The sequence below is a fragment of the Salimicrobium humidisoli genome, assembly GCF_002295105.1.
GTDB classification, from domain to species: domain Bacteria; phylum Bacillota; class Bacilli; order Bacillales; family Halobacillaceae; genus Salimicrobium; species Salimicrobium humidisoli.
Genome location: NZ_NSGH01000017.1, coordinates 27,940 through 49,889, shown reverse-complemented (window position 1 = coordinate 49,889; position 21,950 = coordinate 27,940). Strand labels below are relative to the sequence as shown.

General features: G+C 47.5%; 19 protein-coding genes and 1 riboswitch. Of the genes, 6 read left to right on the top strand and 13 right to left on the bottom strand.

The window, feature by feature from the left end:
- Positions 1 to 28 precede the first annotated feature (28 nt).
- On the top strand, positions 29 to 259 hold the full coding sequence (locus CKW00_RS10645; RefSeq protein WP_095822546.1) for a hypothetical protein: 231 nt from the start codon (positions 29 to 31) through the stop codon (positions 257 to 259).
- 87 nt (positions 260 to 346) lie between these two features.
- Here CKW00_RS10645 and CKW00_RS10640 read toward each other — a convergent pair whose 3' ends face one another.
- The 3 genes from CKW00_RS10640 to msrA all read right to left on the bottom strand — a co-directional run bounded on the left by CKW00_RS10640 (position 347) and on the right by msrA (position 2,475).
- A complete protein-coding gene (locus CKW00_RS10640; protein WP_095822545.1) occupies positions 347 to 802 on the bottom strand; it encodes an SRPBCC family protein in 456 nt (151 codons plus the stop codon).
- Positions 777 to 1,889 (bottom strand): ethanolamine utilization protein EutH, encoded by a 1,113-nt coding sequence (locus CKW00_RS10635; RefSeq protein WP_095822544.1) that lies wholly within the window; start codon positions 1,887 to 1,889, stop codon positions 777 to 779. Before CKW00_RS10635 ends, CKW00_RS10640 begins: the two co-directional genes overlap by 26 nt.
- Positions 1,890 to 2,004: 115 nt before the next feature.
- Positions 2,005 to 2,475 (bottom strand): peptide-methionine (S)-S-oxide reductase MsrA, encoded by a 471-nt coding sequence (gene msrA / locus CKW00_RS10630; protein WP_095822543.1) that lies wholly within the window; start codon positions 2,473 to 2,475, stop codon positions 2,005 to 2,007.
- 121 nt (positions 2,476 to 2,596) lie between these two features.
- Positions 2,597 to 2,716, bottom strand: a riboswitch (SAM riboswitch).
- Between the two features lie 181 nt (positions 2,717 to 2,897).
- Between msrA and CKW00_RS10625 the strand changes: the two genes are divergently transcribed.
- Complete coding sequence (locus CKW00_RS10625; RefSeq protein ID WP_095822542.1) at positions 2,898 to 3,383, top strand: DinB family protein; 486 nt, start codon at positions 2,898 to 2,900, stop codon at positions 3,381 to 3,383.
- A gap of 189 nt (positions 3,384 to 3,572) precedes the next feature.
- Positions 3,573 to 6,332, top strand: a complete 2,760-nt coding sequence (ppc, locus tag CKW00_RS10620; protein ID WP_095822541.1) for a phosphoenolpyruvate carboxylase — start codon at positions 3,573 to 3,575, stop codon at positions 6,330 to 6,332.
- Positions 6,333 to 6,420: 88 nt separating this feature from the next.
- On the opposite strand, the gene CKW00_RS10615 is transcribed toward ppc, so the two are convergent.
- Together CKW00_RS10615 and CKW00_RS10610 are read right to left on the bottom strand one after the other, a co-directional pair.
- A complete protein-coding gene (locus CKW00_RS10615; RefSeq protein WP_095822540.1) occupies positions 6,421 to 7,476 on the bottom strand; it encodes a C45 family autoproteolytic acyltransferase/hydolase in 1,056 nt (351 codons plus the stop codon).
- Between the two features lie 88 nt (positions 7,477 to 7,564).
- On the bottom strand, positions 7,565 to 8,941 hold the full coding sequence (locus tag CKW00_RS10610) for a Glu/Leu/Phe/Val family dehydrogenase (protein WP_095822539.1): 1,377 nt from the start codon (positions 8,939 to 8,941) through the stop codon (positions 7,565 to 7,567).
- A 153-nt stretch (positions 8,942 to 9,094) separates the two neighbouring features.
- Here CKW00_RS10610 and CKW00_RS10605 point away from each other — a divergent pair, with 153 nt between their 5' ends.
- A complete protein-coding gene (locus CKW00_RS10605) occupies positions 9,095 to 10,156 on the top strand; it encodes an NAD(P)/FAD-dependent oxidoreductase (RefSeq protein WP_095822538.1) in 1,062 nt (353 codons plus the stop codon).
- A gap of 72 nt (positions 10,157 to 10,228) precedes the next feature.
- Here CKW00_RS10605 and CKW00_RS10600 read toward each other — a convergent pair whose 3' ends face one another.
- From CKW00_RS10600 to CKW00_RS10580, 5 genes are all read right to left on the bottom strand, one after another.
- Entirely contained in the window at positions 10,229 to 10,606 is a 378-nt protein-coding gene (locus CKW00_RS10600) for a RidA family protein (RefSeq protein WP_008588344.1), read from the bottom strand.
- 83 nt (positions 10,607 to 10,689) lie between these two features.
- Positions 10,690 to 10,920 carry an excisionase family DNA-binding protein gene (locus CKW00_RS10595; protein WP_095822537.1) on the bottom strand — a complete coding sequence of 77 codons (231 nt, stop codon included), beginning with the start codon at positions 10,918 to 10,920 and terminating at the stop codon, positions 10,690 to 10,692.
- Between the two features lie 60 nt (positions 10,921 to 10,980).
- Positions 10,981 to 12,153: a CapA family protein gene (locus tag CKW00_RS10590; protein WP_095822536.1), complete on the bottom strand. Its 1,173-nt coding sequence runs from the start codon at positions 12,151 to 12,153 to the stop codon at positions 10,981 to 10,983.
- 162 nt (positions 12,154 to 12,315) lie between these two features.
- Positions 12,316 to 14,154 (bottom strand): monovalent cation:proton antiporter family protein, encoded by a 1,839-nt coding sequence (locus CKW00_RS10585; protein WP_095822535.1) that lies wholly within the window; start codon positions 14,152 to 14,154, stop codon positions 12,316 to 12,318.
- A gap of 91 nt (positions 14,155 to 14,245) precedes the next feature.
- The gene (locus CKW00_RS10580; protein WP_095822534.1) at positions 14,246 to 14,554 is read right to left on the bottom strand and encodes a CHY zinc finger protein; all 309 of its coding nucleotides are present in this window, start codon (positions 14,552 to 14,554) and stop codon (positions 14,246 to 14,248) included.
- A 93-nt stretch (positions 14,555 to 14,647) separates the two neighbouring features.
- Here CKW00_RS10580 and CKW00_RS10575 point away from each other — a divergent pair, with 93 nt between their 5' ends.
- On the top strand, positions 14,648 to 15,895 hold the full coding sequence (locus CKW00_RS10575; RefSeq protein WP_095822533.1) for a cytochrome P450: 1,248 nt from the start codon (positions 14,648 to 14,650) through the stop codon (positions 15,893 to 15,895).
- A 97-nt stretch (positions 15,896 to 15,992) separates the two neighbouring features.
- On the opposite strand, the gene CKW00_RS10570 is transcribed toward CKW00_RS10575, so the two are convergent.
- Positions 15,993 to 17,519, bottom strand: a complete 1,527-nt coding sequence (locus CKW00_RS10570) for a BCCT family transporter (protein ID WP_008588328.1) — start codon at positions 17,517 to 17,519, stop codon at positions 15,993 to 15,995.
- Between the two features lie 91 nt (positions 17,520 to 17,610).
- On the bottom strand, positions 17,611 to 19,107 hold the full coding sequence (locus tag CKW00_RS10565) for a glycine betaine uptake BCCT transporter (RefSeq protein WP_095822532.1): 1,497 nt from the start codon (positions 19,105 to 19,107) through the stop codon (positions 17,611 to 17,613).
- Between the two features lie 138 nt (positions 19,108 to 19,245).
- On the opposite strand from CKW00_RS10565, the gene CKW00_RS10560 reads away from it, so the two are divergent.
- Positions 19,246 to 20,223: an acrylyl-CoA reductase family protein gene (locus CKW00_RS10560; protein WP_095822531.1), complete on the top strand. Its 978-nt coding sequence runs from the start codon at positions 19,246 to 19,248 to the stop codon at positions 20,221 to 20,223.
- Between the two features lie 72 nt (positions 20,224 to 20,295).
- Here CKW00_RS10560 and CKW00_RS10555 read toward each other — a convergent pair whose 3' ends face one another.
- A complete protein-coding gene (locus CKW00_RS10555) occupies positions 20,296 to 21,897 on the bottom strand; it encodes an amidohydrolase (protein WP_233129769.1) in 1,602 nt (533 codons plus the stop codon).
- Between the last annotated feature and the right edge of the window lie 53 nt (positions 21,898 to 21,950).

Below are 21,950 nucleotides of genomic sequence, written 5' to 3'. Positions count from 1 at the left end.
ATACCCTATTTCTGAAAGGGGAGATATTATGTATCCACTGTATTATACGGTAGCTATCATTATGACAGCTATTGCCCTTGGAGCCACTATCTATATCGGAAAAAACCTGAACAAGCAGGAACATTCGGCCGACAGTGATGAAGAATTGGCCAGCCTGAAATCGGACTCCCGTGACACTTCCAGTTTCCGTCGTCTCAGCATCATCTACGTTATCACTTTTGTTATTACGTTAGCACTGATCTGGATTTTCATACTTTAACCTTCCCGGAAGAAGGTAAGGAAAACAAGTTGCCGCTCTCCCTCATAAAGCACTACGGGAGAGCGGCAACTTTTGTGTACACCTGTACTATTCGTCATATTCTTCCTCGGCCACTCTTTTCACGCGACGGACAAAGTTAGCGACAGCCTGATCGTTGGAGAAAAGAATCAGTATCCGTAAATACCATTTCCTCGGCCTGTTTGAAGATAGATAGGTGAACTTCGTCTTCTTTTCTCCCGCTTTTTCAAGTAAATAAGTGGCCTGTATGTCATAAACCCCGGCCAGAGTATAAGAATAAGTCAGTCTTTTTTCATTTTCTGCATCTTTGAATTCAGTAATGGTAACCTCGTATTCTTCCTTTGTCTCCCCTACGCCGTACGATTGTCTGTACACATTCCCGACCGTCTCTCCGGAAGAATGGATGAGCCGGTGTTCTTCGATATTCGGCATAATTTTTTTGGTCTGTTCCAGGGACTGATCGAAATATGACCAGGCGTGTTCAATAGGTGTCTCTACCTCAATCGTATCCGACCACCTTTTCATGTGACTTCCCCTCCTCTTCTGTTGTTACTGCCCATGCGATAACCACTGCAAGAAAACCGGCACTCAACTTACCGGCAAGCACCGGCACTACCATATCCTTTTCAATGCCTGCCACAAAAGCGATATGAGCTCCGAGTGCAAAAGCTCCACTGACAGCAAAAGCTGAATTGATCACTTTCCCCCTCGGCTCCATATCCTTCATTGTTACCAGCATAGGTATATTGTGAGCCAGTGAGGCCAATAGCCCCGTCATCGCCACTTTATCCACTTTCACCAAAGGTCTGATTATTTCAAAAGGCCTCTGCAGCACTCTTTCGAGAAAAGCGACCAGTGGAAAAGCTCCGGCCAGGGTGACTGTTATTTTCGCTACAATCACCGCTCCTTCCGACAGAGGGGCCAGACCCTGGATAACGCTCACTCCAAGAAGTGTTTCAATAGTAATAGACACGAGACCTACAGCAATAAGGACTTCCACTATCTTACCAAATGCGGCGAACAGACGTATAGTGACAGCTGTAAATAAACCGAGGCCGATGGAAATTACAATTGCAAGAACAATGGAAGGGAGAAGATTTACAAGCATCCAGTCAAAGGCATATCCTCCAAGAAACCCGCCCGTAAAACAGCCCACGGGGATAGTCGTAAATCCGATCAGAACTCCTTTGGCAAAATAACGATAATCCTGCTTATGTAATACCGAAAGCGCAACCGGTATAGTAAACACTACGGTCGAACCCATCATCGTTCCAAGAAGCGACCATGAAAACACAGCCGCTTCCGCGTCCTCGGCAAGGGATTCGGCCAGGGGATACGCTCCGGTATCGATAGCCAGAAGCATCGACGGGAACATCCCGGGGTCCGCCCCCAGCCATTCGTACAGCGGCACGACTACCGGAGCCATCCACTCGGCCATCACGGGGGCGAACGAAATGACCCCTATCATGGCAAGAGCAAGCGTCCCCATCATCCGGAACGCCTCGTAAAACCGGTCCCCGAGCTTCAGCCGACTGTTCAGTATATAATAATCCAGAGCCCCGAGAATCAGAAAAAAACACATAGCTCCGAGGACCCAGTCGTTCAGCGTCATACACCCACCCCCTGTTACTCATAGTATAACAAACCGGTGCGAAAGCGTAAGCATCCGCGTGAAGTTAACGAATAAAGAATAATGCATAAAAAAACTCCAGCTGAAAGCTGAAGTTTTAAACGGCGCTGCAGGCCGCTCCATATTTTTTAACATATTGCTGATGATATTCCTCTGCTTCATAAAAAGTGGAAGCCGGTACCACTTCTGTTACAATCGGAGACTTGAAAATTCCGCGATCGTTCCATTCTTTTATCTTTGCAACGGACTGCTGACGCTGCTCCTCATTCACATAAAAGATCACGGAGCGGTACTGATGTCCGACATCTTCTCCCTGACGATGGACGGAAGTAGGATCATGGGCTTCAAGGAAGTACTCGACGAGAGCTTCATAAGTGAGCACTTCAGGGTCAAACTCAATACGAATGGACTCCGCATGTCCTGTTTCCCCGTTTTTCACCTGTTGGTAGGATGGATTCTCCACAAATCCTCCCGTATAACCGACTGTCGTATTCGTCACTCCGTTCAATCTGTCAAAGAACGCTTCCACACCCCAGAAACATCCTGCACCGAAAGTAGCGATTGCCATAATATATCTTATCCTTTCTCTCTAACTACACTTCTTCCGAGAGTTTAGACGGGCTAACAATCAAAATCCCCTCTCCTTAATATCCAGGAAGAGGGGTCGACGTTATAATATCCGCTCGATCCTCTCATCTCTTAGAATGGATGTACATTCTACAGGAATTGGCACCGTTCACACTGATTTACATCAGCAGGATGGTTGCCGGGCTTCAAAGGGCCAGTCCCTCCGCCTCTCTGGATAAGAAGTTTCGTTATTAATTTTAAGTTATTTTCCATAATACAACGAACCGGTAGTAAAGTAAAGCAGTAAAGCTCATTTTTTTCATCTCTGATAATTATGTTTAACCTCCTGGGTTTTTGTCTATAAAGTAACAGTTACGATTATAATAATCACAATGGTTATAATTCCGGGAAGGATGACGAACTATGTACGGACTGGAAGACAAAAGAAAGCTTATTCAGGACTTTATCAGTCAGGTTTCCGAAGAGGATGCCGGAAAGAAACCTTCAGACGATACGTGGTCTATACTGGAAGTATTGGAACATTTGTATCTGATGGAGAACTTCATCGTTGAACAGATCAATGACGTCATAAAAAATGGCACGAAAGAATCTGCATCACCGAAGCCTATCGAACGTACAACCAACCGTTCCCATAAAGTGGAAGCTCCGGAAGCAGTCCAGCCATCAGGAACCTTCTCTTCTATACAGGAAGCACGTGACGCTCTTGAAAAGACAAGAGAAGCTACAATGTTTCTGACCCATAATAAATCCGGGGATACACTTCAGCAATACTCTTTTCCCCACCCTTCCTTCGGGGCTATGAATCTGGAACAGTGGGTAGAATTCATCGGATGGCACGAAATGCGTCACCTGGAGCAGATGAAAGAAGTACAGGAACAAATAAGCTGAATCCTTTTCACCTCTCTTCTTTGAGCCTTTTGAAGAGAGGTGTTGTTTGTATAAGGACGCATATCTCTTCCCCCCGCCATTTGACTGTATGAAATATTCTGATAATATAATTAAAATACGAATCTTTGCAGCCCCCTCTCTACAACCCGCAGCTGCATCAACCAATAGAACATACAGGAAGGTGAAAAAGTGAATACACAACCAAAATCCAACAATCATACTACACCACTGCGCCATGACATACGGGTCTTAGGCGAAATGCTCGGTAAAGTACTCGTTCATCAGGGCGGTCAGGAATTACTTGATAAAGTGGAAAGAATACGCAAGTTGACAAAAGATTTGCGTAGCACCCCCGATTCCTCGACTTATGAGACGTTAAAGTCGGAAATCACCGAATTGAAACCGCCTATGCGTTCTCAGGTGATTCGTGCTTTTTCCATATACTTTCACCTGGTGAACATAGCCGAACAGAACCACCGTATACGCCGGCGGAGAGAGTACCAGCTCAGGGAAGATATGTCAGTCCAGCCGTTTTCACTGGAGAGTGCTGTACAGAACTTAAAAGAAAACAATTATTCCAAAGACGTCGTTCAGGAGACACTGGACAAACTTTCTTTGGAGCTGATCATAACGGCCCATCCTACAGAAGCGACGAAACGGACCGTACTGGAAATACAGAAAAGGATTGCTACCCTTTTGAAACAGCTGGATGAAAGCAGACTCACCCGGAGAGAAAGAGAAGGCGTCATGGACAGTCTTCAGAATGAAGTCACCGTGCTCTGGCAGACAGAAGAGCTCCGGGAGCGGAAACCGACCGTTATGGATGAAGTAAGGAACGGCCTGTACTACTTTGACCATACGTTGTTCGACGTCTTACCGGATATTCACCAGGAACTAGAGCATCAGCTTGAGGTGAACTATCCCGAAGAAGAATGGTCTGTACCTGATTTTCTTCATTTCGGTTCCTGGATCGGCGGAGACAGGGATGGGAATCCGAACGTGACGCCGGAAGTCACCTGGGAAACCCTGCATAAGCACAGAAACCTGATTTTAAAAAAATACGAAGACTCGCTCGTCGATCTGATGAAACGTTTCAGCCAGTCGCTTGCTTACGTCCAGGTGTCCGGGAAGCTCATGCAGTCTATCGAAAGAGAAGAAACGTGGCTTCCGGAGGACAAAGTATGGAAAGTGGAAAAAGAAGTGTACCGCAGAAAATTCGCGGTGATACTAGAGCGTCTGCGTCAAATAGGTCAGTCAGAAACCGGCTACAGAAGCGCCGATGAGATGCTTAATGACCTGTCCCTGATTCAGGAAAACGCGCTTCGCCATCAGCCTGAAAGCAGAGAGCTTAAAAGCCTGAGAAAACTTATCCGTCAAGTAAGTCTGTTTGGTTTCCATCTGGCTACTCTCGATGTCCGTAATCACAGTGGCGAACATGAAATAGCTGTCTCGGAACTTTTACAGAAAGTAGGGATCACAGACGATTATTCGTCCCTGAGTGAAGCGGATAAAACCGGGATCCTTGAGAATGTATTGAAAGACCCGAGACCTCTTTCTCTGTTGAATGAAGACTATTCGGAAGCGACCCGTCAAATTATGAACGTTTTCCATATGATACGTGATGCTCATAAAGAATTCGGGAAACGCTCCATTGAAGTCTACCTGATAAGTATGACAGAGTCCGTCAGTGATCTTCTCGAAGTCCTCGTACTTGCTAAAGAAGCCGGGATTTACCGTCTTCATGCAGACGGAAGTGTCGAAAGCGACCTCGACGTCGCACCTTTACTCGAAACTGTAGATGACCTTGTTGCAGGACCTGACATCATCAAGACCCTGTTTGAAATGGAAGTATTTTCGAAACACCTGGAAAAACGGGGCAACCACCAGGAGATTATGCTCGGTTATTCCGACGGCAGCAAAGATGGCGGCACGCTCACAGCCAACTGGAGACTGTACAAGGCTCAGGTCGAGATCCACGAGATGGCCCGCGAATATAACATCGGCCTGAAGTTCTTCCACGGACGCGGTGGCTCTCTCGGCAGAGGCGGAGGACCCCTCCACCGGAGTCTTCTTTCCCAACCGGTAGAGACACTTGGAGACGGCGTGAAAATAACCGAACAGGGAGAAGTCCTTTCTTCCCGGTACATGCTCCGTGATATAGCTTACCGTAGTCTCGAGCAGGGGGCTTCTACGCTCCTGGAAGGGGCCGCTAACGTTTCAAAAGAGTCAGAGCAGGGTTTTCATCGGGAAGACAGCTGGGAAGAGGCGATGGAAGAGATATCCGACGTTTCCTTAAAGACATATCAGTCACTCGTTTTCGGAGACAAAGATTTCATTTCTTATTTCAATGAAGCTACTCCGCTGAACGAACTGAGCGAACTGAATATCGGGTCTCGTCCCATGAAGCGTAAAGACAGTTCGAAATTCGAAAACCTGCGTGCCATTCCATGGGTATTCGCCTGGACGCAAAGTCGTCAGCTGCTGCCGGGGTGGTTCGCAGCCGGATCCGGCCTCGCTGATTACCGGGACCGTGCCGATGGAAATATGGAACTGCTTCGACAAATGTATGAAAACTGGCCTTTCTTCCGCTCCACTATAAACAATCTGCAGATGGCCCTCACGAAAGCGGATATTCAGACTGCCAGAGAGTACAAATCGCTCGTGAAGGACGAAGCGGTAGGAGAACGGATTTTCAATACGATTGTAGACGAATATGAAAGAACGAAAGAAGTCCTTCTCCAGATCACTGAAGACGATGAACTGCTCGATCATCAGCCGACAATTCAGGAGTCCGTGCGCCTCCGTAACCCGTACGTGGACCCTATGAATTTCCTTCAGGTGGAACTGATCAAAGAACTACGGGAAACGGAGAACCCGGGAGATGAACTGCTAAAAGAAGTTCTGCTCACTATCAGTGGTGTAGCTGCAGGGCTCAGAAACACCGGTTAAGCCGGTATAAATAAAAAGTTATAAACGAAGGAGCCGGTATCACCGAACAGTTCGGTGATACCGGCTCCTTTTATATTGAATGCTCTTTTTACTTACTCCAGTGAGCGCCCCGCTCCATGTGTACAAAAGGGACATGGGTATTGACTTCTCCCTCTATACGGGCAAGAGGAATCTTCTCCCCCTCAAGCCAGGCGGAAAAATCCAATACTACCGGGGACTGATCGCCCCCGAGAGCGAACCATATTCTTTTGTCATGAACGAGGTACCCGGAAGTATGAATGGTGCCCGCCCACTGATCATACAGTTCGGAGAAGACTCCTTTGGATCTGTCGTTCAGAAGTCTGAAAGCTTCTTCGGCTTCCGGAGCTCCGGCGTTTTCCATCACTTCCATCCTTCTTTTCGAATCTACAAGGTGGTATCTGTTTTCTTTGGGCAGTTTTTCGAAGTGATTCGTACACATACGTGCCTGCCTCACTTCCACGCCTCTCGGTGATGCTTCCACCACGTAAGGCGTATTGGACGGGTCAAACACTGTATAACTGAACGAATGGCGATGCGGAATTCGTTTCAATACGTCCACCGCTTCTTCCACATTACCACAGGTCTCCAAAATGATTCTTCCGATCATACAGCAGATAAAACCAGGTCCGGGACGCTTCCGGTTCATAAAATTATACCCGAGCACCAGACCTTTTTCGTTCATTCCGTCCATTCTCCCCGTAATACGCTGAGTCGGACCGGCGGTAGCATATCCCGTATCCGAAGGCTGGAAAAATGCGAATCTCCCCTCGTACGTTTTCGGCAGATAATCATAGTTACGAATCATATATCCGTCCCCGGTAAGGATGGAACAGCCCGATTTCTTGTAGGGGACCCGGTAGCCGCCGAATTCCATCAGTGTCCGTGTCATCGTCCAGTCAAGAGCATCTTTCAGCCCTTCAAGCTCCGCCCATATTCCAGGAGCGAACCGCCCGATCACCTCTTTCGCTTCCTCTATATCCACCTCAAATCGCGGGATGCGTACCTCCCACTGCTTTTTTCTGTTCTCCACTGTGAGAGATCCCTTCAGCTCCAGGCCTTGAGCGTAGCCAAAATCGTAATGTGTCCCTCTGAACTGTATAACGTCGCTATGTATTCGTTTCATATGTGCACCTTCCCATCTTTTCCCACTATTCTAAGGAAAAGGCTGGAAAATATCAAAGATCCGGAACTCGAAAGTCCCGGACCGGTAATTAATATAGTTTTCCCTGTTTAAACATGATCGTCGATAATTTCGTTACCGCGTGAATGTAGCAGTTTTGACGAAGCGGGAAAGGGTCTCCGAAGAACTGTGGCAGAATCGTGTCCATCGTGTGTTTCATTTTATCATAGAGACGTTCATATACTTTTTCCTCCGACATGAACTGGGTCTCTCTTCCCTGCATCCATTCGAAGTACGAAACAATGACACCGCCGGCGTTAGCCAGAATATCCGGAATGATTAATACACCTTTGTCACTCAGATACTTATCGGCTTCTTCCGCGATCGGTTTGTTCGCTCCTTCGATAATGATTTCTGCCTTGATATTTTCCATATTACCTTTATGCAGCTGATTTTCAAGAGCTGCCAGCAGCAACACGTCGACATCAAGTTCCAGGAGCTCATCCCTGTCGTGGATATTCGCTTTAATGTCATACTCCTGAAGCTGGCTGTCTTCGGTAGGAAGTTCGCCGCCGTGTTCATTCGCAAACTCCACAAGAGATGGGATGTCGAGACCTTCTTCGTTATAAAGCATGACGTTATGATCACTTACTGCAACTATTTTGTTCTGGAGGTACGTACACTTATAAGCTTCGAGGGCTGCGACAGATCCGAGATTACCGAACCCTTGGATGGCCATGGTCATCTTTTTCTTCGCATATTTTACTGCCGTATCGGCAAATACGTTTTCGTTCTGGGTCAGCCACTTTTCGTTCTCTCTCGCGTAGTTATACATAAGATAGCGGAAAGAAAAGTACACGCCTTTTCCTGTCGCTTCTCTCCGGCCGCGTGAGCCGCCGTTCGCTATACTTTTACCTGTGAAACTGTTGCGGTACGGTTCTCCCGGGTGGATTGTCTTATATTCGGCCATCATCCAGTCCATTTCACGTTCGCCGGACCCCATGTCGGGAGCGGGGATATCCTTGTCAGGACCCAGGATGGGGTCGAAATACTGCACATATTTCTTGCAAATTAGGTTCAACTCTTTCTCTGTATACTCGCGCGGGTTGATTTCCATCCCGCCTTTGCCTCCTCCGAAAGGCACCTCATGCAGGGCGTTCTTCAGGGTCATCAGTTTCGAAAAATCGGAGACCTCATCTTCCGTAACACTCGTGTGGAAGCGGATACCTCCTTTATAAGGTCCGAGCACATCGTTGTGCTGGACACGGAATGCAGGTATCCTCTCTACAGTCCCATTCTCCATCGTCACCCTCAGGAACGACTTATGTATATGGTTCGGCGTTGTTAAAATAGAAACGAGTGACTGGTAAGCCTGTTCCCTCGTCTGCGCTTTCAAATCGGGAAGAAATTCTTTATCATCCATAATCGCTTTCAGTGAATTCTCTATGATTGTACTCTGTTTATCCAAGTTCATCTCCTCCTTCTTTCATACTTCTTCCCTACTTTTCCATTAGAAAACCACTCTGAGAAATTTTATCTAGTCTTTCCTGATTTTTTTTGATACTCTTTAAGAAGAGATTGGAAATTCGTTACGTAAAATTGCAGCAGAGGTGAACATACAATGACTGAACTATTAATACTGGGCGGAGGGTATGGAGGGTTCAAAGTTCTTTATGATGCTTTGGAAAACGGCATTCCGGACGACGTGCATATCACGATGATAAACCGGAACCCTTACCACGCCATGAAAACGGAATATTACGCTATAGCTGCCGGTACAACGTCCGACAGAAGTGTTCGTGTTGATTTTCCTGTCCATGAAAAGATCTCCTACATTTTTGACGAAGTCACCAGGATAGACGCGGAAGAGGATCGGGTCTTTCTTGCCGGACGGGAGGAGCCGCTCGCTTTCGACCAGCTGGTAATAGCTCTTGGATGTGAGGACAACTACCACGGGATCGAAGGAGCCGAAGTATTCACTGAAAGTGTGCAGACGATGTCAAGCGCCCGTCACGCCGGATACAAAATCAATGATCTGAAAGCTTACGGTAACGTGACTATTGTAGGAGCGGGTCTCAGCGGAATCGAAGTGGCCGCAGAGACGAGAGAGAGCCGCCCCGATTTGAACATCCGCCTGCTTGACCGCGGGAACACGGTCCTTAAAGCGTTCGATGAAAAGATCCAGAAACACGTAGCAGACTGGTTCAGAGAAAATGAAGTGAATGTCATTCATGAAGCCAAAGTCGAATACGTAGAAAAAGACGGTGTCTGTAATAACGGTATCTGTTATATGAATGACGTTACAGTGTGGACAGCCGGCGTCCTTCCACATCACCTTGCCCGGGAACTCCCTTTCAAAAAAGACCGGGAGGAGAAACTGATCACGAACGACTTCTATCAGATCCCCGAGAAGACGAACATTTATGTAGTAGGTGACTGCGTTTCATCGGAGCTTTCTCCGAGCGGACAACTCGCCGGCGAGCAGGGAGAGCGGATCGCCGAAGTTCTTAAATATGTATGGCGCGGCCAGCAACCTAAAAAACCGAGCTCGATCAAATTGAAAGGTACGCTCGGTTCCCTAGGTAAAAGCGATGGTTTCGGTAACATGATGAACCAGCCGCTCACTGGAAAGATTCCTCGTATTGCGAAGTCCGGAGTGCTCTGGCTTCACAAACGTCACTAATATCACATCATTAAAAAAGAAGTGAATCGGCTGTTATCAGCTGATTCACTTCTTTTACGTATAGATTGGCCCTTATTTCTTCACAATCGCTTCCATCTCCACTTTTGCCCCTTTTGGTAACTTAGCTGCTTCGATTGCAGCCCGTGCAGGGTAAGGTTCGCTCAGAAATCCGGCATAAATTTCGTTGACTGTCTGGAAATCATCCATGGAATCCAGGAAGATCCCCATTTTCACGATGTCCGTATATTCCTTCCCGGCTTCTTCCAGAATGGCACCTATGTTTCTCATTACCTGTTTCGTCTGTTCTTCCACACTATCAGCCACGAACTGCTGCGTTTCCGGATCTAGACCGATCTGCCCGGAAATGAATATAAGATCTCCGGCGTCCACTGCCTGCGAATAAGGACCTACCGCTTTAGGAGCCTTGTCTGTTTCGATTACTTTCGTCATACTGAATCCTCCTTTGAATGGGTGGCGTCCCTCCAAGGATACAATTATCTAAAAAAAAGCACAAGCCACGGAGGCTTGTGCAATCAATCTTCGTCATTTATGACAGGATCTGCAGGAACAGGTTCGCTCAGAAACTGCTGAATCTGCTGCTGATATTGCTCCAGCTGCTCCCAGTACAGATTGAACTGATCCGCATTCACCAGGAACTGTTCCCCGTCATGAACTGCTCTTATCTTTCCAGATACGATGCATGAATATACATAATCTTCCGGAAGCTCCAGATACCGGGCCGTCTCTTCAATTGTACGGTACATGGAAATCCACTCCTTAATGGATAAATGTATATCTCTTTCCATAATTATAACATAGCAACGTCAGGGTTGGCCCGTTTCCACTATTTTATTCTGCTCAAAAGTGATGTTGGCGGAACGTTCTTCCATGCGCTGAAGAGCTTCCTTCTCGTCGGGCGCGGGCATGATCCGGTCATTCCGGATCTGCATCGGTATGAAAGAAGGGCGGACCTCATCGTCTTTCAGCCGGACTTTCAAATACCCGGTATAAGCCGTTTCCCCTTCCACGTAGTCCGGGAAAAGAAAGTTTCCTAAAGAATAAGCGATAAAACCATCTTTATAATATTCGAACCCCTGCAGAACGTGAGGGTGATGTCCGACGATCACATCCGCTCCCGCATCTATAAGACGGTGGGCCACCTGCTGTTCTCCGGCCTGGAATTGGGTCTGACGTTCATCTCCCCAATGCATCTGCACAATGACGTGGTCACTCGAAGCTTCTGCTTCTTCAATTATTCTTTCCATTCTTTCCACCTGATAACCGCTGGCAATACCCGGGCGGTCCTCTTCTGCATACCAGCTCACTTTAGGTAAAACTGCGGAGAAAGCCAGGAAGTGGATGCTCCTCCCCTTCTTCTCTGTTTTCCACCCACGATAGGCCTCTTCTTTGTTACGGCCCGCACCGATAAAAGGGATCTCTCGTTTTTCCAATGCGTGCAAGGTGTCTTCAAGCCCGGCGATACCGTAATCCAGAGTGTGGTTATTAGCCAGCGATACAGCGTCGACTCCCGCCTTCTTCAGACCGTCAAGCGCTTTGTCCTCCGAACGGAAATTGTATATCTTATCTTCCCGCACGCCTCTCGTCGTAATAGGGGTTTCCAGGTTGACGAAAGTAATATCGTCACTCCGAAACTCCTCCTTTACGTAGTGGAAAGGGTAAGCATACCCCTCGTCCGCGACCGTTTGTTTCGTAGACTTTTCAAAAAGCACGTCTCCGGTAAAAGTAAGATCCACTTCCTTATTGAAGGAACCGTCTTCCATAGATTCTCCACCCGCTTTTTCTTTCGTTTCATCTGCACTGTTACCATCTGTCTCATTCCCATCATTCTTCTTTTTATCTTTCCCCGCAGCTGCTGCATTCTCTTCCAGATCTCCGGCCTTAATATCCCCGGAAGTGGACTCATATACTACGAAGAACAGAGCTGAACCAAAAAAAAGCATCATAATCATGGTCAACGTAATCAGCAGCTTCGCCATACAGTATTGTGCCCCTTTTTTATATTTGTTTTTATTATGTCACTACTCCTGAAGAAATACCACTTACTTTTCGCATATTCCCCTCCTTTTTTCGTATATACAAAAGGATCCGGACATTAACGTCCGGATCCCTTCATGAACCATTCTGCTTTAAGACCGATGTCACTCGAGAAGGTACTCAAGCTCACTTATATTTTCATGGTTTCCTGTCACAATCAGCCGGTCTTCGAGCTGCAATTCAGTGTCCCCATGAGGAATAATCGATTCGTTACCCCGGTAGATTCTTACGATGATCGTATCACCGAAGAACGGGAAGTCCCGAAGCTTCATACCATGAAACTCCTGGTTTGTAAGCGGTACTTCCATCAGTCCTTCTTCTCTTGTGGCGAAAATATCAGCGATGTACGGAGAGGCGATCATCGCTTTCATCATTGCCCGGGAAGAAAAGATAGTAGAAAACACGTTGATCCCTTTCTCTTTCAGCATAGCCTGATTGGTCGGAGCTTCCACTTTAGTGATGATATTCTCGATTTCCGAATCCGCAGCCTCGAGCGCAATATTCGTATTCAGTTCATCGTCATTTGTGGAGATTACGAGTACTTCCGAATCAAATACGCCGTGGCTCTGAAGTTCCTCTATCGCATAACTTTCCAGTTTTTCCACAGTAAAATCAGGCGATCCCGGAAGTTCCCCGCTGTGATTGGGACGGGCGTGATAAAGGTAGACTTCATACCCCTCTTCTGCAAATTCTTTCGTTAAAGGCATGGTGATCTGATTGGCACCGATGATTTTCAGGCGCTTCTTCTCTTCTGCATTTTCGGCAATCGGAAAGAATTGCTTAAAAAGCACAGGAGTGAAAATACAGGCTATAATGGCAAGCAGGATTAAGGAAGAAGCCATCTCCCCGTCAATCACTCCTATCCTTTCTCCTATCTTCGCAGCTGCTATTACGAGCGACAGGGTGGAAGTAAGCAGGAACCCGGAACCTGCCACCGTCCGCCAGTCGTACCATTTCTTCAGCACAACCACCGGGATGAGCTTGGACAGCAGGAGACCGAGGAACAGAAGCGGAATGAGCAGTACGACGGAAGGGTTGCTGAAAAGACCCCAGACGTCCAGTTCCACTCCGATCATTACGAAGAAAATAGGAATAAGAAAACCGTATCCGAAAGAATCAAGCTGCTGGACCATTTCCTTATTAGGCGAAAGCAGGGAAACAAGGACTCCGGCCAGAAAAGCGCCCAGAATATTCTCTGCTCCAAGAGACTCGGAAAGTCCGACAAGGATCATTATCAGAGTAAAGACGGCTCTCATTCCGATTTGAACCGTACCCGTCGAAAGGGTCTCGAAAAATGTCTGATTCTTGAAGAATTTGCCCAGGAAATAAAGGCCGATGCCTGCCACAAAAAGCAGGAGCAGCAGCCACATGTTTCCACCCTTTTCATAGAAGGAGACGAAAACCGCCAAAAGAATCATCGTGACAAGATCGGCAATTACAGCTACAAGCAGTATAATCTGACCGATTGTGGATCTCATGAGTTCCGATTCTTTCAGCGTGGGTACTACAATGCCCAGAGATATTGTGGAAATGACGAGCGTCATAAAGAAAGCATTTCCTACAAGACCTGCCAGAGAAAGAGCAAGAGAAATAAGGTAAGATAAAACCAGAATAAATATGAATATAATGACAGCTACACCGAAACGATGGGGTTCCGGCTTACCGTTCATCAGTTTCTTCCTTTTTCCCGATTTGAAAATGGAAAAATCTATTTCCAGACCGCTCAGAAACATCAGGAATATAAATCCGAGCGTGGATAGTATATCCAGCCATTCGTTCGGTTCTATCAGATTGAAGCCGCTCTGTCCGATAATGAGTCCCACAATAATTTCCGCCACTACGACCGGCAGAAAGTGGAGGTGGAATCTTTTAAGTAAAATCGGGGTTAAAAAAGCAGCTACAAGCACGATGATCAGTGAAGTAACAGAAATGTGGTCTTCCATAAAAAAACGCCCCTTTCTTCATATTACGCAGAAAGCCCTCCTATTATCGTCGGTGACCACCTTGACGTCAAGAAATTTTTACCGCCGGGAATTATTCAAAATAATGAGGAAAATGTAACCGGCAGCCGGGATTGAAAGGATGAGAGCAATACGGACATTCCGTCTGTTTTTTATAAACCGCTACAGCCATCTCCCGGCGGCAGTTCCCACAGTAAATACCCGGCTCCCCCTGTCGTCCGGAAGGCCAGACCTCCACCTCGTGTTCCGCCATTTCTTCGTGACATTTGATACAGGCATAATATTCCCCGCAGCAGTAAAATTTTATTGCAACGACATCTTCGTAATTGTGATAATGGTGACACCTCGTTTTATCATCCAGTCGGATTCCGTGTATATCCATAAGTCCAGACCCCCTTCGATTTCTTTCTATTGTAACAATCGCAGCTTACAGATAATATTAAATTATACTGTACATAGGAAGGAGTAATGAATAATGTCTTATTTCCCTGCAAAGGACAAAGGTCCGGACCGCTCTCTCGGAATTTTGAAAGACGGGTACAACTTCGCCCGGAAACGTCTGCAGAAACAGCACCTGGACGTATATGAAACGAAACTGCTCGGCGAAAGAGCTGCACTCCTTGGTGGCGAAAAAGGAGCAGAGCTCTTTTATGACAACGATAAAATGAAACGCGGCGGCGCTATGCCCGCTTTCATACTGAAAACTCTATTCGGTGAAAACGGAATCCAGACGATGGACGGTAACCCTTTCGAACACAGAAAGAGACTGTTCCTCTCTCTCATGACCCCGGAAGCGCTTGATCGACTTTTCCAAATTACTGTGGAGCACTGGGAACGTGCTTCAGAAGTCTGGGAAAAGAAACGGAAAGTCGTTTTGTACAAAGAGATGCTCACCCTTCTGATGAAGGTTTCCTGCGAATGGGCGGGTGTCCCGCTTAAGGATAAAGAAGTTAAAAAGAGAGCCGATGATTTTGCGCTCATGATCGACGGCTTCGGCTCTATCGGCCCCAAACATCTTCAAAGCAGAAAAGCACGGCAGCGTTCCGAGCAGTGGTTTGAAAACCTTATACTCGACGTCCGGGAAGGGAAGCTTGAAGCTCAGGAAGGCACTGCAATTTTTGAAATGGCGATGCACCGTGATCTCAATGGCAACCACCTGGATGCACGAATGGCCGCCATTGAATTGCTGAACATCGTCCGTCCGACGGTGGCTGTCAGTAAATTCATCACTTTCGGTGCCCTGGCTATGGAAGAATTTCCGGGAGAAAAAGAAAAGGTTGCCGGTAGTGAAGACTATCTCTACTATTTCGCTCAGGAAGTGCGGCGCTTCTATCCGTTCGTTCCTTACCTGCCGGCACGTACGAAGAAAGAGTTCGCGTGGCAGGGATACAACTTCTCCGAAGGGCAGCTCGTGCTCATAGACGTTTACGGTAATAATCACGACCCGCGCATCTGGGAAGAACCGGAAACTTTCAATCCGGAACGCTTCCGAAATTGGAACGGAGGGCTTTTCGATCTGATCCCTCAGGGAGGCGGCGACTACGAAAAGAACCACCGCTGTCCCGGAGAATGGTCGACTCTTGAAATTCTGAAAGCCAGTTTCCAGTACATGGCCCGGCATCTCGAGTACAAACTTCCGAAACAGGATTTAAGTTACAGTCTGAATAAGATGCCCGCTTTGCCAAAAGACGGCTTTATTATGAAAAGTGTAAAGAAAAAATGAGACGTTTCCAGGCCCTGTCCGTTTGTTAAGCCATTCAGCATAAACTGACAAAAAATAAAAGCGTCGACCTTCCGCGGTCGACGCTTTTTTCAATTCTTTACTTTTTCATAATTCCCTGCGTTACAGCCATTTCTTTCGCTACGCGAGGGGCGAGCCAGATCATAGGAAGCAGAAGGAACGAAACGGGTACTGCCGTAACTACGATGAAGTTCTGCAGTGCTCCCACTCCGCCGTTACCGATGATAAGGAGTATTGCTGCGACAGCTCCCATAAGAAGAGACCAGAAAATACGTACCCATGGTTTCGGATCTCCCTCACCGGTCACTGCCATTGCGATAGTATAGGACATCGAGTCACTCGTCGTAACAACAAACAGAATAGTCAGTATGAGGAACAACGGTGAAATGATGACTGCCAGCGGAAACTGCTCCGTAATAGCAAACATCGCTGCAGCGTTACCGGCTTCTGCGAGAGGACCGGAAATAGCTCCCGGATTCTCTAATTCAAAGTGGATGCCGGAACCTCCGAGAACTGTGAACCAGAAAGCGGAGATGACCGGTGCCAGCACGGAAATGGAAAGAATGATCTGACGGATGGAACGTCCTCTTGAAATACGGCTGACCAGAATCGCCATCATCGGACCATAACCGATGAACCATCCCCAGAAGAACACGGTCCACGCACCGAGCCAGCCTCTGTCGTCACGGTAGGTCGACATCTCCAGGAATTCCTGAAGATAATGACCGAAGCCTGCTACATACTGGTTAATTATAAACAGACCGGGACCGAAAATAAGAACGAAAAATATCAGTCCGATAGCAAGTCGAACGTTGAAGTTACTAAGCTTCTGAATGCCTTTATACAACCCGGTGACGGCTGAAATGGTGGAGATGAGAACTACGGCACCAATAACTCCGAGCTGCGAATAGAAGTTGTCCGGTATATTGAATATAGTCTGCAGACCATAGCTTGCCTGTGTTCCGAGGAATCCGATCGGGCCGATCGTACCTGCTGCCACTGCAATGATGGAGAAAGCATCTACAATCGTCGCGAACCACCCTGTACGTATTTTCTCCCCGAAAATCGGATAGAGAAGCGTCCGCGGTTTAAGCGGCATACCTTTCTGATAATGACCATACATCATCACTACTGCACTTACCGTACCGAGGATCGCCCACGCCAGAAAGCCCCAGTGCATGAAACTCTGAGCCAGAGCCGGAGCGATCGCTTCCCTCGTACCTGCATCAAGATCCCCCTGGGAAGGCGGGACAGTCAAAAAGTGGGTAATCGGTTCGGCAGCCGCCCAGAATACACCACCTCCGGCGAGAAGAGTCGCCATAATAATGGATAACCATTTGTACAAACCTAATTCAGGCTTGTCCAGGTTCCCCATTTTCACGTTTCCATACTTGGAAAGCGCAAGGTACAGCCCCACTATAAATGTAGCAAGCATGAGAAACTGCCAAAAAGCACCAAAATATTTAGCAGCCCAAGCGAATCCTGTGTTTACAAATTCGGTCACACTGTTAATATCGATAATTGCAAATACCACGAATAAGAGGAGTGCTCCTCCGCTTATACCAAATACGGGCCAGTCAACGCGACCCTGTTTATTCTGTAGCATAACAAACTCCTTTTGAGGTTTATTTTTTTACACAATTAAATATACTACCACTACCTTAATTACGTGTAAAGCGGAAAAATCGAAGTGTCTCCTACTTCTGTAAATCCTGCTTTATTTTTTCCCTGTCTGCTCTGATTGCTTTATAAAAAGCGTAAACCATCAGAAGCATAATCACGGAAAATGGAAGAGCGGCTATAATAAGGGCATTCTGTAACGCCTGCAGCCCCCCTGTATAAAGCAGTACAGCTGCGACGGTAGACTGGGCGATCCCCCAGGCGAACTTAACCGTCTTCGGAGGGTTCAGTGAACCATTGGTCGTCTGCATACCAAGCACGAACGTTGCCGAATCTGCAGAAGTGATAAAGAAAGTACCGATTAAAAGCATAGCGATGATAGACATAACGATCCCCAGCGGAAACTCATTGAATACTCCGAAAAGAACCTGAGTATCTGCAAGGCTGGCGACTTCGGAACCGTTCTGCTGAGTCTGGATTCCTGTAGCTCCGAATACCGTAAACCACAAAAAGCTTACAAGGGAAGGAATGAGGAGTACACCGCTCAAAAATTCGCGGATGGTACGTCCCTTGGAGACCCGGGCAATGAATATACCGACAAAAGGCGCCCAGGCTATCCACCACGCCCAGAAGAAGACTGTCCAGTCCATGACCCAGGCGCGCTCCTCTTCACTGTTCGGAGCCAGACGCAGGCTTTCGTAAGCGAAATTCTGTATATACGCTCCGAGAGAATCGATGAATGTATTTGCAATGTAAACGGTGGGCCCCACTATAATCATGATGCCGAAGAGCAGAGCAGCCAGCACCATGTTGGCATTACTTAAAAGCTTAATTCCCCTGCTGAGCCCGGTGTAGGCGGAAATCATGAACAGGACAGTTACCACTGCAATAATGATCAGCTGCAGGGAAAAGCTTTCGTCCCACTGCAGAAGATAGGTAAGCCCCCCGTTGATTTGGGCAGCGCCGAAACCGAGCGTCGTGGCAACCCCTACAATCGTTGCAAAAACGGCAACAACATCAATCGCTTTCCCCCAGGGACCGTACATTTTATCACCAAATATCGGTTCCAGGGTGGCACTGATGAGGCCGGGCTTCCCGTGACGGAATTTAAAGTACGCAAGTACAAGCGCCACTATCGCATATATCCCCCAGGCGTGCACTCCGTAATGAAAAAAAGAAAGGCGCATAGCGTCACGAAGCGCTTCTCTCGTACCGGGTTCTGCCAGTGGAGGTGTGTTTATGTAATGTGATACCGGGGATGCTGCCCCGTAAAATACAAGACCGATTCCCATACCGGCGCTGAACAGCATGGAAAACCACGTCGGATAGCTATAGTCAGGCCGGTCTTCCGGGCTCCCGAGCCTTATCTTTCCGTAAGGACTGAAAATGAGATAAATACAGAAAACTACGAAAAACGTAACTATGAGCAGGTAGTACCAGCCGAAATTCGACGATATGTAACTCATTATAGTACCGGTGGTCGCCTCAAAGTTACCCGGAGCAAAAATCCCCCATACGGAAGCGGCAATAGTAATGGCTAATGTTATCCAAAAAACTTCTGTCAATTTCTTCATAACGTCCTCCTTTAATTTCACATATAAAAGTTATATACCCATCGTTTCTCCTGTTAAACAGTTTAGCAAAGTTCCTATGTTTCATGAAACCCTTTTCCGGCTATGAGAATAAGAGCATTTATTAAGGAGGAATAACCGATGGAAAAATTCCAGTCACTGGTGCTCGAAGAAGATAAAGACCTGCATCTCCGCTCGCGGACGGAAAACGATCTCTCCGAAGGGGATGTCACGATAGAAGTAGCCTATTCCAGTATCAATTATAAAGATGCCCTTGTAGGGAACCAGAATCAGATAGTAAAACACTACCCTCTCGTTCCGGGCATCGACCTTTCCGGAACTGTAATAGAATCCAGAGACGGTTCTTTCGAAAAAGGACAGGAAGTTATCGTTACGAGCTACGACCTCGGCACCGGACACGACGGAGGTTTCAGCCAGATTGCGAGAGTACCGAAAGAATGGGTGGTACCTCTTCCTGAAAATATGAGTTTAAAAGAAGCGATGATTCTCGGAACTGCGGGTCTTACCGCCGCTTTGTCCATTCAGAGACTTGAAGATAACGGTCTCACTCCGGAAAAGGGCGAAGTTCTCGTTGCCGGTGCAACCGGCGGTGTCGGAAGTGTCGCCGTAAATATCCTTGCCCAGAATGGTTACAGTGTTACGGCAGCTACCGGAAAAGATTCCGAGCATGACTATCTGAAAAAACTGGGAGCGTCCTCTATCATTCACAGAGATGAAATCATGGATACGGACGGTACTCCTACACGGAAAAAACGCTGGGCCGGCGCGGTTGACCCGGTAGGTGGCAATACCCTTCAGTATATTTTGAGCACGCTTGAAAACAGCGGTTCCGTCTCCACCAGCGGACTCGTAGGGGGCATCCAGATTTCCACCACTGTCCTGCCCTTTATCGGCCGGGGGATAAACTGGCTCGGCATCGATTCCGTCACCTGCCCTATGCCCGAACGTAAACAAGTATGGCAGAAACTTGCGGATGAATGGAAACCTTCTATGCTTCAGGAGGATATGCTGAACGAAGTCAGCCTCGAAGAAGTACCGGGCGTCCTTGATAAAATTCTGCGTGGTGAAGTTCGCGGAAGAACCATCGTAAAACTCTGATCCGCTTATACGCGCAGGACACCAGATGATTACAAATGCAACGAAAACGACCCCGGTGCTGCCGGGGTTGTTTTATTCGGATGTTGCATACGTCTGTATACCTTTATGCCACGTTTCCGTAACTTTAATATCTTTCAACCGGTCTGGCGGGGTCTCCAGTGGATGCTGATCCAGCAAAACGAAATCCGCCTGATACCCCGGACTCACTTTCCCCTTCCGGTATTCTTTGAATTCAAGGTAAGCAGGGGCATGGCCCATTCCATAAAAACTTTCATCCACTGTCAATTTCTCTCGGGGCATCCATCCGCCCTCGGGCTTATCTTCCAGATCCTGCCGGGTAACAGCCGTTCCTATCGTTACCATAGGGTTGATCGAACCGATAGGCAAATCCGAGCTTAAAGTAAGCGGAATCTCTGCTTCCCTCATACTTTTATAGGGATCCGAAAAAGGCACAAGCTCTTCCGGCACCCATTTTTCTTTCTTGTCCCATTCTCCGAGAAGAAAAGAAGGCTGCGTCTCCACGTAGGCATGACTGGCAGAAATGCGCTCAATCAAGTCCGGCGCCAGAGTCTGGGCATGTATGACCCGGTGACGCAAATCTTTCGTACAGGCTTCTTCCTGCTCCAACGCTTCAACCGCCTGCTCCACAGCCCGGTCCCCGATCGCATGCATCGCTACCTGCATCTGGTTTTGTGCTGCGTAGCGCACCATCTCGTTCACTTCTTTCTGACTGTAAATGAGCGGCCCGCTTTTTGACGGTTCATCCGGGTACGGGTTTCTCATCGAAGCAGTGTGAAGCCGCTGGGTTCCATCGAGAAACAGTTTGACAGCGCCCACCGTTACGCTATCGGTACCGTCCCCTGTGCGCATCGATTCTTTTTCAACAAATTCCGTAATGTCGTCTTTGTGAAAAGCATAATGGTGAAGCTGTACATCAATCGGCAGGTTCCCTTCCTGCTCCAGTTCGGTGTACGCCTCATAGAGTCTCGCAAAACTACCGATAAAGCTGCGGTCATCCGTATGTACACTCGTTATGCCGTAGCTGCTGAGACGGGGAAGGGCCGCTTTAATAGCATTTTTTGCCTCCTCCTTACCGCGCCCCCAGAATCTGTGATTGATGAAATGAACCGCAGTATCTTTAAAACGTCCGTTCATCTGCCCTGAAGTATCTCTTTCCTTAAAGGATTCAGGTATGCGGGAAAACTCCTTTTCTTCCTTTAAAAGGTCAAGAGCATTTTCACTGATGACACACTCATGTCCATCCTCATGAATAAGATAAATGTATGCATTCCCCTGGATATCGTTTAAATCTTCAGCTGTCAACGGGCGTTCTAAATCCTCAAATCCGGCGTCATTGAAACCTTTACCGAATATCCACTGTCCTTCTTCAAGCACCTCATAGTGTTTTCGTATCATCTCTTTCATCTCCCCGAAACTTTTCGCCTCCCGAAGATCGAGCTCTTTCACCAGCAGACCGTACCTCAGCAGATGCATATGTGAATCATTGAATCCCGGGACAAGCACCCTGCTTTCCCCGTCAATCACCGCTCCCTCTCCCTGGTAAGGACTCGGGTACACCGCTTTGATGTACTCCCCTTCGAATTCCACTGCGTACAGTTCTTCCGGCTTTTCTTCAACGGACGGCTGATAAATCCGCACATTATCTATAATCATTTTTGTGACTCCTTTTAATAAATTTCCTGCATCCGTCTCCGGATGCAGGAACA